The sequence below is a fragment of the Mesorhizobium sp. M0292 genome, assembly GCF_040321695.1.
Taxonomy (GTDB): domain Bacteria; phylum Pseudomonadota; class Alphaproteobacteria; order Rhizobiales; family Rhizobiaceae; genus Mesorhizobium.
Genome location: NZ_JAMYSB010000007.1, coordinates 211344 through 229157 on the forward strand (window position 1 = coordinate 211344; position 17814 = coordinate 229157).

The window sequence follows — 17814 nt, forward strand, 5'->3', positions numbered from 1 at the left end:
TTCAGGGCCTCCAGCGCAGGAAATTGGTGATCAATGCCAAGCCGAGCGCCTGGCTTTTTTCGGGGTGGAACTGCGTGCCGGCCAAGTTGCCCCGTGCGACTGCGGCAGTCACCGGGCCGCCATAGTCGGCGACGGCCAGCACTTCGTCCGGCTTGGTCGCGTCAAGATGATAGGAATGAACGAAATAAGCGTGCAAGCCCTTGGGCCCGGTCGGAATGCCGGAAAACAGCGGATGCTTGCGGTTGAGGTCGATCGTGTTCCAGCCGATCTGCGGGATTTTCAGCGCCGGGTCGGCGGGTGTGATCTCCTTGACGTCGCCGGCAATCCAGCCGAAGCCCTTGGTCACAGTCTTTTCCAGGCCGCGCTCCGACATCAGCTGCATGCCGACGCAGATGCCGAGGAACGGCCGCGCCTTGGCAATCGCCACCTCCTCGACCGCTTCCCACATGCCGGCAACGCCGCGCAGACCCGCCGCGCAGTCGGCATAGGCGCCGACGCCTGGAAGCACGATGCGGTCGGCGCTGCGCACCCGCTCGGCATCGGCGGTGAGTTCGATGGCAGCGGCAATACCGGCCTCATGCGCGGCGCGCTCGAATGCCTTGGTGGCCGAGCGCAGATTGCCCGACCCGTAATCGATGATCGCAACCCGCATGTCAGCCTTTTCCCGGCGTATGGGTCAGCCCGAGCGTCAGGCCGGTCTGCGCCGGCCGGGCAAGACTGGCATCGGGCACGATGCGTGGCAGCGGCGCCTGTTCCTCCGCCTGCGCCTCCGCGTCCAGCGCCTGGCGGATGTCGGCAGCGTCAGGATTGTCGGCTTCGATCACGCCCCATTCATGCCAGCCCCGGCGCCGAAGGGCCGCGATGCGCAGCCCCTGGCCCTCCAGGCCGATATAGAGCGAGACCAGCAGTGACAGCGCCGAGCCTGCCCAATCCAGTCCCAGCCTTTGGCCGAGCAGCGAGATGAGGCCCATGGCGACGAAGGCGAGCGCGGCCTCGACCCACAGCCGGTGCCAGGCGAGCCACAGCGGCGCCACCAGGAAAGCCAGCCAGGAAAACCCGTCGCGGACAAAAATGGTTGCGTCGGCCGCCTCGGTGCGGCCCGGCGGTTCCATCACGACATAGATGGCCATCAGCCTACCCTTTCAGAGATCCCTTGGTGGAGGGAACCGCGTCCGGCTGGCGCGGGTCGCGCTCCAATGCGAAACGCAGCGCGCGCGCCACGGCCTTGAAGCAGGTTTCGGCAATGTGGTGGTTGTTGGCGCCATAATGATTGGTGACATGAAGCGTGATGCCGGCATTCTGCGCCAGCGCCTGGAAGAATTCGCGCACCAGTTCGGTGTCGAACGTGCCGATCTTCGGCGACGAGAAGGCGACGTTCCAGACCAGGAACGGCCGGCCCGACACGTCGATGGCGGCACGCGTCAGCGTCTCGTCCATGGCAAGGTCGACCGAGGCATAGCGCATGATGCCGCGCCGCTCGCCCAGCGCCTTGGCCAGCGCCTGGCCGATCGCAATGCCGGTGTCCTCGACCGTGTGGTGGTCGTCAATGTGCAGGTCGCCCTTGGCCTTGACCGTGATGTCGATCAGCGAATGGCGCGACAGCTGGTCGAGCATATGATCGAAGAAGCCGACGCCCGTCGACATATCGGATTTTCCGGTGCCGTCGACATGAACCGACACGGCGATGTCGGTTTCCTTGGTCTTGCGGCTGACTTCGGCGGAACGGGGCGGCATCACCTTGTCCTTGTCTTTGGGCATACGACTGGGGGCAAAACGGAAAGACAATGCCTCCAAGCGCTCATTTGCTTGAAAGCGAAAGCCTTCTATCAGCATGATCCCGCGATGGCCAGTTGCGATGCAGACCGCTATCGGCCATGCCGGAGGCGGTTTGCAATCACTCGCCCCATGCATACATATGGCCGATCGAAATCCCGCGCCAATCGCCTTATCGGGATCGCGCGAATCGGAGCAGCAAATGTCGAATGAATTGACCATGCACGCCACGACCATCGTGACGGTGCGCAAGGGCAACAAGGTGGTGATCGCCGGCGACGGCCAGGTCAGCCTTGGCCAGACCATCATGAAGGGCAACGCAAAAAAGGTGCGCCGCATCGGCAAGGGCGGCAATGTCATTGCCGGTTTCGCCGGCGCCACGGCGGACGCCTTCACGCTTCTGGAGCGGCTCGAAGCCAAGCTGGAACAATATCCCGACCAGCTGACTCGCGCCTGTGTAGAGCTCGCCAAGGACTGGCGCACCGACCGCTATCTGCGCCGCCTGGAAGCGATGATGCTGGTGGCCGACAAGTCGGTCTCGCTGGCATTGACCGGCACCGGCGACGTGCTCGAGCCCGAATTTGGCGTCATGGCCATCGGCTCCGGCGGCAATTACGCGCTGGCCGCGGCGCGCGCGCTGATGGACAGCGACAAGGACGCCGAGGAGATCGCCCGCAAGGCGATGCAGATCGCCTCCGACATCTGCGTCTACACCAACAACAATTTCGTCATCGAAACGCTCGATGCCGCCTGAGCCGCCGGTGCTCTACGATTTTCGGCCGGTTGTGGAAAAAGACCTGCCGATGATCGCGGCATGGCTGGCCGAGCCGCACGTGGCTGAATGGTGGGACGATCCGGAGACGGAAATCGCCGGTATCAGCGAGCATATCGACTCGATTTCGGTCGAGCCGCTGATCGTCGAGCTCGACGGCAGACCGATCGCCTATCTGCAGAGCTACGATCCGCATCTGGAGGACGGCCATCCCTATGCCGATCAACCTTTCGGCACGCTGGGCATCGACCTGTCGATCGGCGTACCGGACCTTATCGGCAAGGGTCATGGCTCGGCCATTGTCCGGCAATTCGCGGAGCAACTGTTCGAGGAAGGCGCGCCGCGCGTCATCATCGATCCGCATCCCGACAATGGTCGCGCCATCCGCGCCTATGAAAAGGCGGGCTTCAGGGCTATCGATCGCAGGCACTCTAGATATGGGGACGTCGTGCTGATGGCTGTCGGTGCCAAAGAGAGCGACGCGGAAGAAGGGGAATGAGTTGATGGCGACACCGGGCACTGCCAAAAATTACTCGGCCTACGAAGACAGCTGGCGCATGGGGCTTCTGCTCGTGCTCGCTCTGCTCATCTTCCAGGCCGGCGCGCTTTACGGCATGGGCCGCACGCCGATCTGCACCTGCGGTTACGTCAAACTCTGGCACGGTGTGGTGAACAGTTCGGAGAATTCCCAGCATATTTCCGACTGGTACACGTTCTCGCACATCATCCACGGCTTCCTGTTCTACGCCTTGGCCTGGTTCCTCTTCCCGCGCTCGCCAATCGGTCTGCGCCTGGCTTTCGCCGTTGTCATCGAGGGCGGCTGGGAACTCCTGGAAAACAGCCCGTTCATCATCGAGCGCTACCGCGCCGGCACCATTTCGCTGGATTACTATGGCGACTCGATCATCAATTCGGTGTCCGACACGCTGGCCATGGTGCTGGGGTTTGTGATGGCCAGAAAGCTACCTATATGGGTGGTCGTCGGCCTCGCCCTCATCTTCGAACTGGGTGTCGGCTACCTCATCCGGGACAATCTGACGCTCAACGTGATCATGCTGCTGCATCCGTTCGAGTCCATCAAGCAGTGGCAAAGTGGAATCTAGTGATATGACCACCTTCTCTCCCCGTGAAATCGTTTCGGAACTCGACCGCTTCATCATCGGCCAGAAGGACGCCAAGCGCGCCGTGGCCATTGCCTTGCGCAATCGCTGGCGCCGCCAGCAGCTGGAAGGCCAGATGCGCGAAGAGGTGATGCCGAAGAACATCCTGATGATCGGCCCGACCGGCGTCGGCAAGACCGAGATCTCGCGCCGCCTGGCGCGACTCGCCGGTGCGCCTTTCGTCAAGGTCGAGGCCACCAAGTTCACCGAAGTCGGCTATGTCGGCCGCGATGTCGAGCAGATCATCCGCGATCTGGTCGAGATCGCCATCGGCCTGGTGCGCGAGAAGATGCGCGAGGACGTCAAGGCCCGCGCCCATCTCAACGCCGAGGAGCGCGTGCTGGAAGCCCTGGTCGGCAAGACGGCTAGCCCGGCGACCCGCGATAGTTTCCGCAAGAAGCTGCGCGACGGCGAGCTCGACGACAAGGAGATCGAGATCGAGGTTGCCGACACCGGCACCGGCGGCATGCCCGGCTTCGAGATCCCCGGCATGCCGGGCGCTAATATCGGCGTGCTCAACATCAACGACATGCTGTCGAAGGCGATGGGTGGCAAGAAGACCAAGGCGCGCAAGACGACGGTCAAGGAGTCCTACGCGCTGTTGGTCAACGACGAGTCCGACAAGCTGCTCGACCAAGACGAGGTGGTGCGCCGGGCGCTCGACGCGACCGAAAATGACGGCATCGTCTTCCTCGACGAGATCGACAAGATCGCCTCGCGCGAAGGCGGCATGGGCGCCGGCGTCTCGCGCGAAGGCGTGCAGCGCGACCTGCTGCCGCTGATCGAAGGCACGACGGTGGCGACCAAATACGGACCGTTGAAGACCGACCACATACTGTTCATCGCCTCGGGCGCCTTCCATGTCTCCAAGCCGTCCGACCTGTTGCCGGAATTGCAGGGCCGCCTGCCGATCCGTGTCGAGTTGCGGGCGCTGGAGAAGGACGATTTCATTCGCATCCTCACCGAGACCGAGGCCAGCCTCATCAAGCAGTATATCGCGCTGATGAAGACCGAAGGCGTCGACCTCACCTTCACCGACGATGCCATCGATTCGCTGGCCGGCATCGCTGTCGACCTCAACGCTAGCGTCGAAAACATCGGAGCGAGACGCCTGCAGACGGTGATGGAGCGCGTGCTGGACGAGATCTCCTACGACGCGCCCGACCGCAACAGCACCAGCGTCGCCATCGATGCCGCCTATGTGGAAAAGCATGTCGGCGACCTCTCGCGAAACACAGATTTGTCGCGATTCATCCTTTAAACGAGGGCGCCGGTTCATCCGGCGCCGGTATTAGAGCGCCGCGCGTCCTTTGGACGCGCAAAGGTCGCTCTAGCAGTATTGAATCGACGTATCGGACTTTCCAAAAATCGGTTTCGATCTTTGGGCCGATGCTTAGGCAACAATCCGGCTAACAGGTTGATGTGTGGCCGGATGGTATCATCGGACCACCTTTCGTCTTGCCGGCTGCAGGGGCGCTCTCGACTCGACCGGGAGCTTTACCTAGTTTGCGCGGCAATTCTCTAGGCGGCGGCGCATGAAAAAACTGATCCTGCTCATTCTCGGCTTGACGCTGGCGGCGACGCTGTTCGCGGCTGACGCGGCGACATTGGTGCCGGCGGGCAACCGCAATGCCGTGCAACCTGACATACCGGGCGCCTCGAGCCGCCGCACCCAGGCGACCAACACCACTTTCCAAGCCAAATACCGCAAGGTCTACGCCTTGCTTCAGAACGACGCCGAACTGCGCGCCAAGATCAGGAAGGCCGCCGCTGCCTACGGCATCAATCCTTTGCACATCGTCGGCGCCATCGTCGGCGAGCACACCTACAATGTCGACGCCTACGACCGGCTGCAGACCTACTACGTCAAGGCGATCTCCTACCTCTCCAGCAAGCTGTCCTTCGCCTATGACGGCGAGGACATCACCGATTTCGTGCAGCGGCCGGAATTCAAGAAATGCACGATGTCGGACAGCTACGACCTGTGGGAATGCCGCGAGCAGGTGTGGAACCGATCCTTCCGCGGCAAGACGGTCGGCGGCACAAGCTTTCCCAACGACCGCTTCGGCGCCACCTTCTTCCAGCCCTATTATGCCGGCCAGACCTTTGGCCTCGGCCAGCTCAACCCGCTGACCGCGCTGCAGATGAGCGATCTCGTGCACAAGGTGTCGGGGCTGCCCGAACTCGATGTCGGCGATCCCAATGGGGTCTACAAGACCATCATGGATCCGGATCTGACATTGCCCTACGTCGCAGCGACGATCAGGAAGTCGATCGACGCCTACAAAAACATTGCCGGCTTCGACATCTCAGGCAATCCGGGGCTGACCGCCACGCTCTACAATGTCGGCAATCCCGAGCAGCGCGCCTATGCGCTGAAAGCAGAGAACGACAAGCGCCGCGCCGCGGGTGAGACGGTCAAACTGCCCGAGGAGAATTATTACGGCTGGCTGGTCAACGACAAGCTGGACGAGCTGAAGGCGCTGTTTTAGCGGGCTTAGCTCAGCCGTCTACCTCCCCCTTTGTGGGGAGGTCGGACCGCAGGTCCGGGTGGGGGCCGGTGCCGCACCCCCGCCCCGCTGCTTCGCAGCGACCCTCCCCACAAGGGGAAAGGTAAAACTTACGCTGCCAGCAACGACTTCAGCTTCACATCCGGCGACCCCAACGCCTCCGGCGCCGGCCTAGCCCGCTTGGCGATCAGCATCTCGGCCAGCCTGATGTCGCGCGCCACGGCATTGCCCGTACCGAGGCCGCTCGCCGCCACCAGCCTGCCATCCTCGGCCAGATGAAACAGAATAAAAGCACCGTCGCCGAGATCGCGGCGGACCGTGCTTTTGCCCTCGTCCGAAAGGCCGGCGATCTGCAGCGACAAACCATACTGATCCGACCAGAACCATGGCACCGCGGCATGCGCTTCGCGGGCGCCCAGCATGTTCTTCGCGGCCAGCGCACCCTGTTCCTGCGCATTGCGCCAGGCTTCCAGCCGCACCCGCCGGCCAGCATAGACAGCGAGCGGAAACGAGCAGCAATCGCCGGCGGCGAAGATGTTGGGATCGATTGTTTGGAGTTCGCCATTGACGGCGATGCCGTTATCGACGGTCAGGCCCGCTTCCGCGGCAAGCCCGGTCACCGGTACGGCGCCGATGCCGATGACGGCGAGATCGGCGACGATGTCCTGCCCATCGGCGAGCATGATGTGCACCTCAGCGCCGTCGTCGGCGATATCAGCGATGCCCTGACCGGTGAGCACGGTCACGCCTTCGGCCTCATGCGCCTGATGGATGATTTCAGCGATCTCCGCCGGCACCCCGCGCATGAGGATGCGCGGCTGCGCCTCAATGACCGTGACGCTGGCCCCGAGCTTGCGCGCCGAAGCGGCGAGCTCCAGGCCGATAAAGCCACCACCAATGATGGCGATGCGGTTTGCCGGGCTGAGGTGGGCGCGAATGGCCAGCGCGTCGGCAAAGGTGCGGAGGTAGACGCAGCGCGACCCCAATCCCGGCATCGGCAGCTTGCGCGGTGTCGAGCCGGTCGCCAGCAGCAGCTTGTCGTAGGGCAGGGCCGAACCGTCCGACAGCCGCACCATATGCGCCGGGCGGTCGATCGCCACCGCTTGAACGGAATGGATATGCCGGATCGATTTCTCGGCCAGAATTTCGTCGCTGGCGATCGTCTTGATCTCGGCCGCGTCGCTCGTCATTGCGTCCTTGGACAGGGGCGGCCGCTCATAGGGCAGATGGGGTTCGTCACCCACCAGCGTCACCGGCCCGTCATAGCCCAGTTCGCGCAGAGCAAGGGCTGCCCGCCCGCCGCACTCGCCGGCGCCAATGATGACCATTCCCGCCTGCATGGTCCTACCCGATCTGGATCAGCACTTTGCCGGCCTCGACCTTTACCGGATAGGTGGCGAGATTGACGCAAACCGGCGCGCCGCGTGCCGCCCCCGTCTTGTAATTGAAGCGGCCATTGTGCTTGGGGCACTCGATGATGTCATCCATCACCAGCCCGTCGGCCAGATGCACCTTTTCGTGCGTGCACAGGCCATCGGTGGCGAAGTAGTCGTCATCGGGGCTGCGATAGATGGCGAAGGTGCGGCCGCCATGATCGAAGCGCATCACATCTTCTTCGTCGATGTCGCCGGCAGCACAGGCTTCGATCCAGTCGCTCATGTGTTCCTCCCAAAAGCAATTCCAGGAAAAGTGCGTTGCGGTTTTCCGTTCGGAGTTGCGTCAAAACAAAAGCTTGATCGCGCGATCATTCCGCCGCGGCGGCGACGGCGTCGTTGTGGAGTTCCTCGCGGTACGGCCGCGCCGTCGGCGGCAGTTCGCGCTTGAGGAAATAGTCCTCGTTGCGCAGCTGGCGCAAAAAGGCCGGGATCATCTCGCGATAGCCCGCCAGGATCGACGGCGTCGGCGCCGGCAGATCGTGCTTGATCAGCGCATGCAGTTTAGGCAGCGCATGATAGGGCACCATCGGGAACATGTGGTGTTCGACGTGATAGTTCATGTTCCAGTAGATGAAGCGGCTGACCGGGTTCATGTAGACGGTGCGGCTGTTCAGCCGGTGGTCGACGACATTTTCCGCGAGCCCGCCATGCTGCAGCAGGCCGACCATGACATGATGCCAGGCGCCGTAGAGCCGGGGCAGCCCGACCAGCATCAGCGGCAGCCATGAACCGAAATACAGTGCGATCGCGATGGTGACGGCATAGATGGCCGTCCAGATTCGGGCGATGCGAATGGCTTTAGGCTGCTCCTGTTCGGGGATAAAAGTTTTTTCCGCCGCGCTGATATTGCCGGCGGCGTTGCGCAGCATGTCCGACATCGCCTTCCAGGCGTCGATCACGCCGACGAAAGCAAGCGCGACGCGCAACAGGTCCGGCGGGCGCATCACCGAGATTTCCGGGTCGCGGCCGACGATGATGGTGTCGGTGTGGTGGCGGGTGTGGCTCCAGCGCCAGGTCACCGGATTGCGCATGATCATGAAGCAGGCGATCTGGTAAACCGCGTCGTTCATCCACTGGGTGCGGAAGGCGGTGCCGTGGCCGCATTCGTGCCAGCGTGAGTCGGTGGAGGAGCCGTAGAGCACGCCATAGACGAAGAAGAACGGCACGCACCACCAGCTGCCCCAGAACCAGGCGCCGCCGGCGGCACTCAGGATCAGCGCGGCCAGCCAGATCGTGGTGTCGCGGATCGCCGGCCCATCGGAGCGCTGCATCAGCTCCTTCATCTGCTTGCGCGGAATATCGGTGTGATACCACTCGGCCGCCGACAGGCCGGTCTCGACGGCGAGCTTGGCGTCGCGGCCGATCAGGCTGTAGTCGCGCCGGGACGGTGGTGTGGATAGTGTCGCTTCCATAGGGGCTGCCTCCGTCGGCCACAGCATCCGTCAGGATGGATATGTCCATTACAGGCGCCTGTGTCCGAGCGCAAAATAGCGCCATGCGGTGATAGTCTCAATATCACAAAGATAGTTTCTATCATTTTGCATCAGAACGATGTAAGCAGTTGCAGGCACTCATGCGGGACAGTCATGGCAAAACGGCCAACCATCACCGATCTGGCGCGCATCTCCGGCGTTAGCGTCGCCACTGTCGACAGGGTGCTGAACAACCGGCTGCCGGTGCGCGAGGAAACCGCGCGCCGCGTCTATGAGGCGGCGACCGGCATCGGCTACCACGCCGCCGGGCTGATCAAGCGGCGCATGCGCCAGGAATTGCCGGAATATCGCCTCGGCTTTCTGTTGCTGCGGGGCAATGATGTTTTCTACGGCGATTTCGCGCGGGAGCTCGAAATGGCGGTCTCGCAATCGCAGCGCTTCCGCGGCGTCGCCACCATCGATTTCGCCAGCTCGCTAGCCGCCGACGAGATCGCCGCCCAGATGCGCAAGCTGGCAGCGAAATCCAGAGCAATCGCCGTTGTCGGTCCGGACCATCCGACGCTGACGGCGGTCGTGGAGTCGCTGAAAGCGAGGGGGCAACCTGTCTTCTCGCTGCTGTCCGACTTTGCCGCTGGCATCCGTGAGGGATATGTCGGCCTCGACAATCGCAAGGTCGGTCGCACCGCGGCCTGGATGATCGCCAGGGCGGCAAAGAACCCCGGCAAGGTCGCCCTTTTCGTCGGCAGTCATCGCTTCCACGGCCATGAACTGCGCGAGATCGGATTTCGCTCCTTCTTCCGCGAACATGCGCCGGACTTCACGGTGATGGAAACGCTGGTCAATCTGGAAGCCAACCAGGTCACCCACGATGCGATGATCGATCTCCTGGTGCGGTATCCGGATCTTGCCGGCTGCTATGTCGCCGGCGGCGGCATGGAAGGCGCGGTCTCGGCGCTGCGCGCAGCGAAGCCCGCAAACATGCCGGTGGTCGTCTGCAACGAGATCAACGCCGAATCGCGCGCGGCACTCGCCGACAACATCCTGACAATGGTGATCTCGACGCCGCTCGCCGCCTTGTGCCGCGAGCTTGTCGACCTGATGGCGCATTCCATCGAGGCCGGCGCCGCCAACGCGCCGGGCCAGACCTTTCTGCCCTTCGACATCTATCTGCCGGAAAATATCTAACGCGTTGCCGCGCCGACCCGTTCAGCGCGGGCTCTCCGGCGATGATAGGATCTATCAGAGTCTGCCTTCAGACTCGGCCTGTGCCGCTGTCGGCCTTGATTCGACGTGAAATCGCGGCGCGGCGACCGAAAATCCGCTTTCCGACTTAGGAATCGCTCTTGACGTCTCGCGAAAAAATGGAATAAATATTTCATCAGATTGGTATTTTGGTTCTTTCGTTCCGGAACATCTGTTTCAAACTGGGAGCCTGGCGTTCCATCCCTTGGGAACCGCCATACGGAACAGGAAGGCATCAGGGAGAGATTCCTCGGGCTATCGGGGATTCCGGGTAGATCGGTGCAGCCGGACACCAATGTGGAGGAGAAACACAATGAAGAAACTGATTTTGGGCGTCGCCTTTGCGGCGCTGATGAGTTCGTCCGCTTTTGCCGCCAAGGTCGGCGTGTCGATGGCCAAGTTCGACGACAACTTCCTCACCGTGCTGCGCAACGGCATGATCGAGCAGGCCAAGGGCATGAGCGGCGTGGAACTGCAGGTCGAGGACGCGCAGAACGACGTCGCCAAGCAGCTCGACCAGATCAAGAACTTCGCCGCCTCGGGCGTCGACGCCATCATCGTCAACCCGGTCGACACCTCGGCCACGCAGGCGATGTCGGACGCCGCCGCAGCCGCCAAGATCCCGTTGGTCTATGTCAACCGCCAGCCGGTCAATGTCGACACGCTGCCGGACAACCAGGCCTTCGTCGCGTCGAACGAGGCCGATTCCGGCACGCTCGAGACCAAGGAAGTCTGCCGCCTGTTCACCGAGGCCGGCAAGAAGGAAGCCAATGTCTATGTCATCATGGGCGAGCTTTCCAACCAGGCCGCCGTGCAGCGCACCAAGGACATCGAAGAGGTGATCGCCACGCCGGAGTGCAGCTTCATCAAGATCATCGACAAGCAGACTTCGAACTGGAACCGCGACGAAGCGCAGAACCTGATGACCAACTGGCTGTCGACCGGCAAGCCGTTCGACGGCGTCATCGCCAACAATGACGAAAGCGCCATCGGCGCCATCCAGGCGATGAAGGCCGCCAACATCGACATGAAGACGGTCGTCGTCGGCGGTGTCGACGCCACGCAGGACGCGCTTGCCGCCATGCAGGCCGGCGACCTCGATGCCACCGTGTTCCAGGATGCGGCCGGCCAGGGCGCCGGCGCTCTGGACGCAGCGCTGAAGCTCGCCAAGGGCGAGAAGGTCGAGCACAAGGTCTACGTGCCCTTCCAACTCGTGACGCCAGCCAACATCGACAAGTTCCTGAAGAAGAACTGAGCCGGCGACTCCTTCGACTAACGGAGCGGCGCATCAATCGCGCCGCTCCCGTTTCCCTCACCGCCCTTACGTGCGGGAGGGCAAATGCCGCCTCACGGAGGACAGACATGTCACAGACATCTCATGGCGTCGGCGGGGTCAGCTATGACGCGAAGAGGCGGACATGGCCGGCCGAATTCAACGTCTTCCTGGCGCTGGTCATTCTGGTCGTCATCTTCGAAATGATCGGCCGCATCTTTCTTGGCGACAGCTTCCTGTTCAACACGCGCGACAACGTCGCCGGGATCTTCAATGAGGCCCGCCTGCAGATCATCATCCTGCAGGTGTCGATCGTCGGCATCATCGCCATCGGCGTCACGCAGGTGATCATTTGCGGCGGCATCGACTTGTCCTCGGGCTCGATCGTCGGCGCCACCGCCATGATCGCCATGAGTTTTGCCCAGGTGGCGACGGTCAACGGTAACCCCAACCCCAAGGCGATGTTCCTGGCGCAAGGCTGGACCGACCTGCCGGTCGTCGTGCCGGTACTGGTCGCCATCGGCTGCGGTCTGCTCGCCGGTCTCGTCAACGGCTCCTTGATTGCATACACGCGCATTCCGCCGTTCATCGCCACGCTCGGCATGATGGTGACCGCGCGCGGCATTGCCAAATGGTGGTCCAAGGGTCAGCCGATCTCGTTTCCGACCGAAAGTTTCGCTGGTATCGGCAAGGGCCTGATGCCGGTCATCATCTTCCTGTCGCTGGCGGTGCTGTTCCAGCTGATCATGACCTACACACGCTACGGCAAGCACTGCTACGCCATCGGCTCCAACGAGGATGCCGCGCGCATGTCGGGCATCAAGATCGCCAACCACAAGATCCTCGTCTATGTCATTGCCGGCATCCTCGCCGCGCTGGCCGCCGTCGTGCTCTCCTCCAAGAACCTGACAGCACAGTCCGGCATGGGCGTCATGTACGAGCTCGACGCCATCGCCATGGCGGTCATCGGCGGCGTCTCTTTGTCGGGCGGCCGCGGCTCGATCGTCGGCACCGTGATCGGCTCGCTGATCTTCGGCGTCATCATTTCCGGCTTCACCTTCCTGCGCCTCGACGCCTACTATCAGGAGATGGTCAAGGGCGTGATCATCGTCGGCGCGGTCGTTCTCGACCAATGGCGCCAGCGCATGCGGGCATTGAGGGCTTGACCATGCCAGATATCTCCACGACAGACATCGTCCTGAAGACCGAAAACCTGACCAAACGCTATGGCGGCGTCCATGCGCTGGAAGGCGCGAATTTCGAGCTGCGCAAGGGCGAGCATGTCGCCATCATGGGCGACAATGGCGCCGGCAAATCCACCTTCGTGCGCCAGATCACCGCCGTCGAGCAGCGCACCAGCGGCCAGATCTGGTTCGACGGCAGGGAAGTGAATTTTGCCGGGCCGATCGAAGCGCGCACGGCGGGCATCGAGACCGTGTTCCAGAACCTGGCGCTGGCCGACGATCTCGACGTGCCGTCGAACCTGTTCCTCGGCCGCGAAAAGGTGCTTTTCAATCTCGGCCCGTTCTCGATCCTCGACCGCAAATACATGCGCAAGGCGACCGAGGCGGCGCTGATCCGCACGGCAGTGAAAATCCCCAATTTGTCCAACACCATTCGCCACATGTCGGGCGGCCAGCGCCAGTGCGTTGCGATCGCCCGGACCGCGACCTTCGCCTCCAAGCTGATCATCATGGACGAGCCGACGGCAGCCCTTGGCGTGCAGGAGACGGCGCAGGTCGAGAACATCATCCGCACGCTGAAGGACAATGGCGAGCCGCTGATCCTGATCAGCCACAACATGCGCCAGGTGTTCGACCTGTGCGACCGCATCGTCGTCTTCCGGCGCGGCCGCATCGTCGCCAACCTGCGCAAGGAAAACACCGACGGCAACGACATCGTCTCCTACATCACCGGCGCCAAGACCGGGGAGGCGGAACTCGCGGCCTGAACAGGATGGTCATCCTGTTTTCTGGCGTGCTCGAAAAATTATCTTGCCACCTTTCTCAAAAGGAAGGTGGAGACACAACTCTCTCGAACCCATCCCCCTAGAGGAAATACCCCATGACTGTTCGTTTCGCCCTCCTCGGTGCCGGCCGCATCGGCAAGGTCCATGCCCGCGCCGTCGGCTCCAACCCGCAGGCCAGACTGGTGGCCGTTGCCGACGCTTTTGAAAAGGCGGCGACCGAGTTGGCAACCGCCTATGGCGCCGAAGTGCGCACCATCGACGCGATCGAGAAGGCCAAGGACATCGACGCCGTGGTCATCTGCACGCCGACCGACACCCATGCCGATCTGATCGAGCGTTTCGCCAAGGCCGGCAAGGCGATCTTCTGCGAGAAGCCGATCGACCTCGACGTCAAGCGCGTCGAGAAGTGCCTGGCCGTGGTCGACAAGGCCAAGGCGACGCTGATGGTCGGCTTCAACCGCCGCTTCGATCCGCACTTCGCCGCCGTGCGCAAGGCGATCGACGACGGCGCCATCGGTACTGTCGAGATGGTCACCATCACCTCGCGCGATCCGGGCGCGCCGCCGGTCGATTACATCAAGCGCTCGGGCGGCATTTTTCGCGACATGACCATCCACGATTTCGACATGGCGCGCTTCCTGCTCGGCGAAGAGGTGGCGGCGGTCAGCGCCCATGCTTCGGTGCTGGTCGACAAGAAGATCGGCGAGGCCGGCGATTTCGATTCGGTCAGCGTCATCCTCGAAACCGCGTCCGGGAAGCAGGCCGTCATCTCCAATTCGCGCCGCGCCACCTATGGCTACGACCAGCGCATCGAGGTGCATGGCTCCAAAGGCATGGTCGCCGCCGAAAACCAGCGGCCGGTGTCGATAGAGGTCGCCAACGAGAAGGGCTATACGCGCCCGCCGCTGCACGATTTCTTCATGACCCGCTATCTCGACGCCTACGCCATCGAGATTGCCGCTTTCATCACTGCTGCAACCTCGGGCAAGAAGGCATCGCCGAGCGGCGCCGACGGCCTCGTGGCGCTGAAGCTGGCCGATGCCGCGCTGAAGTCGGCGACATCAGGCAAGACCGTCCGTCTCGACAAGTAAGAACCGGAACCAAGGCACAGGAGCAGAGCGATGAGCACATCCGCCGATCGCAATTCGAACACGCGCGCCATCGTCACCGGCGGTGCGCAAGGCATCGGCTTTGCCGTCGCCGAAGCGCTGGCCGACGAGGGCTGCAAGGCGCTGGCGCTCATCGGCCGCTCGCAGGAGAAGGGCGACAAGGCGGTCGCCCACTTCAAGAAGGCCGGCGTCGATGCGATCTTCATCAGCGCCGACGTCTCGAAAGTGGCCGACTGCAAGCGTGCCGTCGCCACCGCCGTCTCGCATTTCGGCACCATCAACGCGCTGGTCAACGCCGCAGCCACCTCCGCGCGCGGGTCGCTGGTCGAAACCTCCGAGGAGACCTTCGACCAGATTTTCCACACCAATGTGCGTGGTCCCTTCTTCCTGATGCAGGGCGTGGTGGCGCATCTGCTGGACAAGAAGGCGCCGGGCTCGATCGTCAACGTGCTGTCGATGTCGGCACATTGCGGCCAGTCGTTCCTTGCGCCCTATTCCTCGAGCAAGGGCGCGCTGGCGACGCTGACCAAGAACGTCGCCAACGCCTATCGTTTCAACCGCATCCGCTGCAACGCCGTGCTGCCGGGCTGGATGGACACCGAGGGCGAGGACATCGTGCAGAAGAAATGGCACGGTGCCTCCGACGACTGGCTGGCAAAGGCAGAGGCCGGCCAGCCCATGGGCCAACTGGTGAAGCCCGACCAACTGGCGCGGCTGATCAGCTACATGGCCAGCCCGCAATCCGGTGTCATGACCGGCTCGCTGGTTGACTACGACCAGAACGTCGCGGGGACCTCGCCGGAGTAGCCTCAAACCCTGTTGCAGCAACATCGCCATTCCCACATAGTCCTGATAGTCAGGCTAGTCACGAGCATGCGATGCTAACGTCATCCAAAGACACCAACTGGACGGTTGCCGGGGCAAAAGCCCGGCTCTCCGAGGTCATCGAGCGCGCACAGTCCTTGCCGCAGACGATCACCAAGAACGGCAAACCAAGCGTGGTTGTCGTCTCGGCCGAGGAATGGCAGCGCAAGATCGCACGCAAGGGTACGCTTGCCGAGTTCCTGCTGGACTCGCCGCTGCGCGGCGCCGATCTCGAGCTTGAACGTCAGCGCGACGAACCGCGTGACCTGCCGCAGTGAGACTGCTGCTCGACACGAATGTCCTGTCCGAGGTGACGAGGCCAGCGCCTGACGCACGTGTCCTGGGCTGGCTGGACGAGCTTGATGAGGACCGCTCCTTCATCAGCGTAGTGTCGATCGCCGAGATCCGGCGCGGCGTCTCTCTGATGGATGAGGGCCGCAAACGCGAGGCGCTGGCCGAATCGCTCGCCCGGGACCTGCCCCAGCGCTTCGAACAGCGGGTTTTGCCGGTGGACGATGCGGTTGCCTTGGCCTGGGGCGACCTGATGGGTCTTGCGAAGCGCCGCGGTCGTGGTCTGTCGTCGATGGACGGCCTGATCGCAGCCACTGCGATTGCGCACGAGCTCACCTTGGCAACGTGCAATACGAAAGATTTCGAAGGCTTTGGGCTTGAACTCTTCGATCCCTGGACCGCATGAGCCGCTCCGCGTTATACGTGTTGGCGATTGGCGAACCGCCGGCACTTCGTCATCCACGGGCGGAGCAAGGAGCGTGGCGACGCAGCGCAGACCCGAGGATCCATGCCGCGACTTCAGAGCGCTGCTACGGTCCAGAATTCTGCTCTGCCGCACTCCACGGCCCAGGTCACGGAATGGATCCCAGGGTCTCCGCGACGGAGCTTCGCTCCTGCTCCGCCCAGGGATGACGAAATCGCGAGGATTCGGCCAATCCCGAATTGTCTCCGCATACCCCACGTGACAAGCGCCTCGGCATCGACTATATGAACCTCATGATCAACCTGACCGCCACCTATTGGTACTTTACGAGCTCGCTGGCGGCGGGAGGATTGCGCTCGATCTGAAGATTGCAGCAACAAGTCCGAACAGCCGCCAGACCTGGCGGCTTTTTTGTATCAGCCGGCAGGTCTCCTAAAAACAGGAGCAGAAAGCCGTGTTGACCACCACAGACGATCTTCGGGTCAAGGAAATCCGAGAATTGAGTACGCCGGACGAGGTGATGCGGGAGATCCCGCGCACGCTGACGGCAACGCGCACCGTGAGCGCATCACGCAACGCCACCCATGCCATCTTGAACGGCACCGACGACCGGCTGCTTGTCATCGTCGGCCCGTGTTCGATCCACGACCCGGTCGCGGCCGTTGACTATGCCAGCCGGCTAGTGGCGCTGCGCGAGACCCTGTCCGACCGGTTGGAGATCGTCATGCGGGTCTATTTCGAAAAGCCGCGCACGACTGTCGGCTGGAAGGGCCTTATCAACGATCCCGATCTCGACGGCAGCTTCAACATCGACAAGGGGCTGCGGATGGCGCGCAACGTGCTGTCGGCGGTCAACAATCTCGGCCTGCCCTCGGCCACCGAATTTCTCGACATGACGACGCCGCAATACATTGCCGACCTCGTCGCCTGGGGCGCCATCGGCGCGCGCACCACCGAGAGCCAGATCCACCGCGAACTGGCTTCCGGCCTGTCCTGCCCGGTCGGCTTCAAGAACGGCACCGACGGCAATCTCAGGATCGCCGCCGAGGCGGTGAAATCCGCCGCCCAGCCGCATCATTTCATGGCGGTGACCAAGGGCGGACGCAGCGGCATTGCGACTACTACCGGCAATGAGGACTGCCACGTCATCCTGCGCGGCGGCGTTCAGCCGAATTACGATTCGGCGAGCGTCGAGGCGGCCTCGGTCGAACTTGCCCGCATCGGCGTCGCCCCCCGTCTGATGATCGATGTCAGCCACGCGAACTCGAGCAAGAAGCCGGAGAACCAGCCGAAGGTGGCGGCCGATGTCGCCGGCCATGTGGCAGCAGGGGACGAGCGTATCATCGGCGTCATGATCGAGAGCAATCTCGTCGCCGGCCGGCAGGACGTGGTATCAGGCAAGCCGCTCGTCTATGGCCAGAGCATCACAGATGGCTGCATCGACTGGGCGACCACAGAGACGGTGCTGCACGGCCTCGCCGGCGCCGTAGAATGGCGCCGCTCAGCCCGCCGCGCCATGATGGAGAACCGGCCGGGCGCCGCCTGATACGAGGCGATG

The 17814-nt window shown here is 62.9% G+C and carries 21 protein-coding genes; 15 read left to right on the forward strand and 6 right to left on the reverse strand.

The genetic code is table 11. The features are described 5' to 3' along the window. Position 1: 1 nt before the first annotated feature. Genes hisH through hisB form a run of 3 tightly spaced genes read right to left on the reverse strand, consistent with a single transcriptional unit; the run spans position 2 to position 1734 of the window. Positions 2-652: an imidazole glycerol phosphate synthase subunit HisH gene (hisH, locus tag NKI96_RS14130; protein WP_352804858.1), complete on the reverse strand. Its 651-nt coding sequence runs from the start codon at positions 650-652 to the stop codon at positions 2-4. A gap of 1 nt (position 653) precedes the next feature. Continuing rightward, a complete protein-coding gene (locus NKI96_RS14135) occupies positions 654-1130 on the reverse strand; it encodes a DUF2628 domain-containing protein (protein WP_352804861.1) in 477 nt (158 codons plus the stop codon). 4 nt (positions 1131-1134) lie between these two features. Further along, complete coding sequence (gene hisB, locus NKI96_RS14140; RefSeq protein WP_352804864.1) at positions 1135-1734, reverse strand: imidazoleglycerol-phosphate dehydratase HisB; 600 nt, start codon at positions 1732-1734, stop codon at positions 1135-1137. A gap of 241 nt (positions 1735-1975) precedes the next feature. Between hisB and hslV the strand changes: the two genes are divergently transcribed. The 5 genes from hslV to NKI96_RS14165 all read left to right on the forward strand — a co-directional run bounded on the left by hslV (position 1976) and on the right by NKI96_RS14165 (position 6197). Then, positions 1976-2527: an ATP-dependent protease subunit HslV gene (gene hslV / locus NKI96_RS14145; protein WP_128302721.1), complete on the forward strand. Its 552-nt coding sequence runs from the start codon at positions 1976-1978 to the stop codon at positions 2525-2527. Next, entirely contained in the window at positions 2517-3044 is a 528-nt protein-coding gene (locus NKI96_RS14150) for a GNAT family N-acetyltransferase (RefSeq protein WP_352804868.1), read from the forward strand. Before hslV ends, NKI96_RS14150 begins: the two co-directional genes overlap by 11 nt. Positions 3045-3048: 4 nt before the next feature. Further along, positions 3049-3648, forward strand: coding sequence for a DUF2585 domain-containing protein (locus tag NKI96_RS14155; protein WP_023694626.1), 600 nt, complete (start codon positions 3049-3051; stop codon positions 3646-3648). A 4-nt stretch (positions 3649-3652) separates the two neighbouring features. Then, the gene (gene hslU, locus NKI96_RS14160) at positions 3653-4966 is read left to right on the forward strand and encodes an ATP-dependent protease ATPase subunit HslU (RefSeq protein ID WP_352804871.1); all 1314 of its coding nucleotides are present in this window, start codon (positions 3653-3655) and stop codon (positions 4964-4966) included. A 274-nt stretch (positions 4967-5240) separates the two neighbouring features. Further along, positions 5241-6197 (forward strand): DUF1402 family protein, encoded by a 957-nt coding sequence (locus tag NKI96_RS14165; RefSeq protein WP_023694629.1) that lies wholly within the window; start codon positions 5241-5243, stop codon positions 6195-6197. 128 nt (positions 6198-6325) lie between these two features. Here the strand turns inward: NKI96_RS14165 and NKI96_RS14170 are convergent, their stop codons facing one another. From NKI96_RS14170 to NKI96_RS14180, 3 genes are all read right to left on the reverse strand, one after another. Beyond that, complete coding sequence (locus NKI96_RS14170) at positions 6326-7543, reverse strand: NAD(P)/FAD-dependent oxidoreductase (protein ID WP_023694630.1); 1218 nt, start codon at positions 7541-7543, stop codon at positions 6326-6328. A 16-nt stretch (positions 7544-7559) separates the two neighbouring features. Next, positions 7560-7874: a MocE family 2Fe-2S type ferredoxin gene (locus NKI96_RS14175; RefSeq protein ID WP_023672328.1), complete on the reverse strand. Its 315-nt coding sequence runs from the start codon at positions 7872-7874 to the stop codon at positions 7560-7562. Between the two features lie 85 nt (positions 7875-7959). Continuing rightward, the gene (locus NKI96_RS14180) at positions 7960-9063 is read right to left on the reverse strand and encodes a fatty acid desaturase family protein (RefSeq protein WP_352580526.1); all 1104 of its coding nucleotides are present in this window, start codon (positions 9061-9063) and stop codon (positions 7960-7962) included. Between the two features lie 174 nt (positions 9064-9237). Between NKI96_RS14180 and NKI96_RS14185 the strand changes: the two genes are divergently transcribed. The 10 genes from NKI96_RS14185 (at position 9238) to NKI96_RS14230 (ending at position 17802) form a co-directional block, all read left to right on the forward strand. Next, positions 9238-10269, forward strand: a complete 1032-nt coding sequence (locus NKI96_RS14185; RefSeq protein ID WP_023684066.1) for a LacI family DNA-binding transcriptional regulator — start codon at positions 9238-9240, stop codon at positions 10267-10269. Between the two features lie 370 nt (positions 10270-10639). Continuing rightward, the gene (locus tag NKI96_RS14190) at positions 10640-11581 is read left to right on the forward strand and encodes a sugar ABC transporter substrate-binding protein (protein ID WP_023684065.1); all 942 of its coding nucleotides are present in this window, start codon (positions 10640-10642) and stop codon (positions 11579-11581) included. A 107-nt stretch (positions 11582-11688) separates the two neighbouring features. Then, positions 11689-12765 carry an ABC transporter permease gene (locus NKI96_RS14195; protein ID WP_023710443.1) on the forward strand — a complete coding sequence of 359 codons (1077 nt, stop codon included), beginning with the start codon at positions 11689-11691 and terminating at the stop codon, positions 12763-12765. Positions 12766-12767: 2 nt separating this feature from the next. Next, positions 12768-13550 (forward strand): ATP-binding cassette domain-containing protein, encoded by a 783-nt coding sequence (locus NKI96_RS14200; RefSeq protein WP_027049093.1) that lies wholly within the window; start codon positions 12768-12770, stop codon positions 13548-13550. Between the two features lie 113 nt (positions 13551-13663). Continuing rightward, the gene (gene iolG, locus NKI96_RS14205; RefSeq protein ID WP_023672333.1) at positions 13664-14659 is read left to right on the forward strand and encodes an inositol 2-dehydrogenase; all 996 of its coding nucleotides are present in this window, start codon (positions 13664-13666) and stop codon (positions 14657-14659) included. A 30-nt stretch (positions 14660-14689) separates the two neighbouring features. Further along, positions 14690-15484, forward strand: coding sequence for an SDR family oxidoreductase (locus NKI96_RS14210; RefSeq protein ID WP_352710622.1), 795 nt, complete (start codon positions 14690-14692; stop codon positions 15482-15484). 71 nt (positions 15485-15555) lie between these two features. Continuing rightward, positions 15556-15819, forward strand: a complete 264-nt coding sequence (locus NKI96_RS14215) for a type II toxin-antitoxin system Phd/YefM family antitoxin (RefSeq protein WP_023672335.1) — start codon at positions 15556-15558, stop codon at positions 15817-15819. Then, positions 15816-16238, forward strand: coding sequence for a type II toxin-antitoxin system VapC family toxin (locus tag NKI96_RS14220; protein WP_023823981.1), 423 nt, complete (start codon positions 15816-15818; stop codon positions 16236-16238). Before NKI96_RS14215 ends, NKI96_RS14220 begins: the two co-directional genes overlap by 4 nt. 257 nt (positions 16239-16495) lie before the next feature. Further along, positions 16496-16621 (forward strand): hypothetical protein, encoded by a 126-nt coding sequence (locus NKI96_RS14225; RefSeq protein ID WP_280800225.1) that lies wholly within the window; start codon positions 16496-16498, stop codon positions 16619-16621. A gap of 89 nt (positions 16622-16710) precedes the next feature. Then, positions 16711-17802, forward strand: coding sequence for a 3-deoxy-7-phosphoheptulonate synthase (locus NKI96_RS14230; RefSeq protein WP_023672337.1), 1092 nt, complete (start codon positions 16711-16713; stop codon positions 17800-17802). Positions 17803-17814 lie beyond the last annotated feature (12 nt).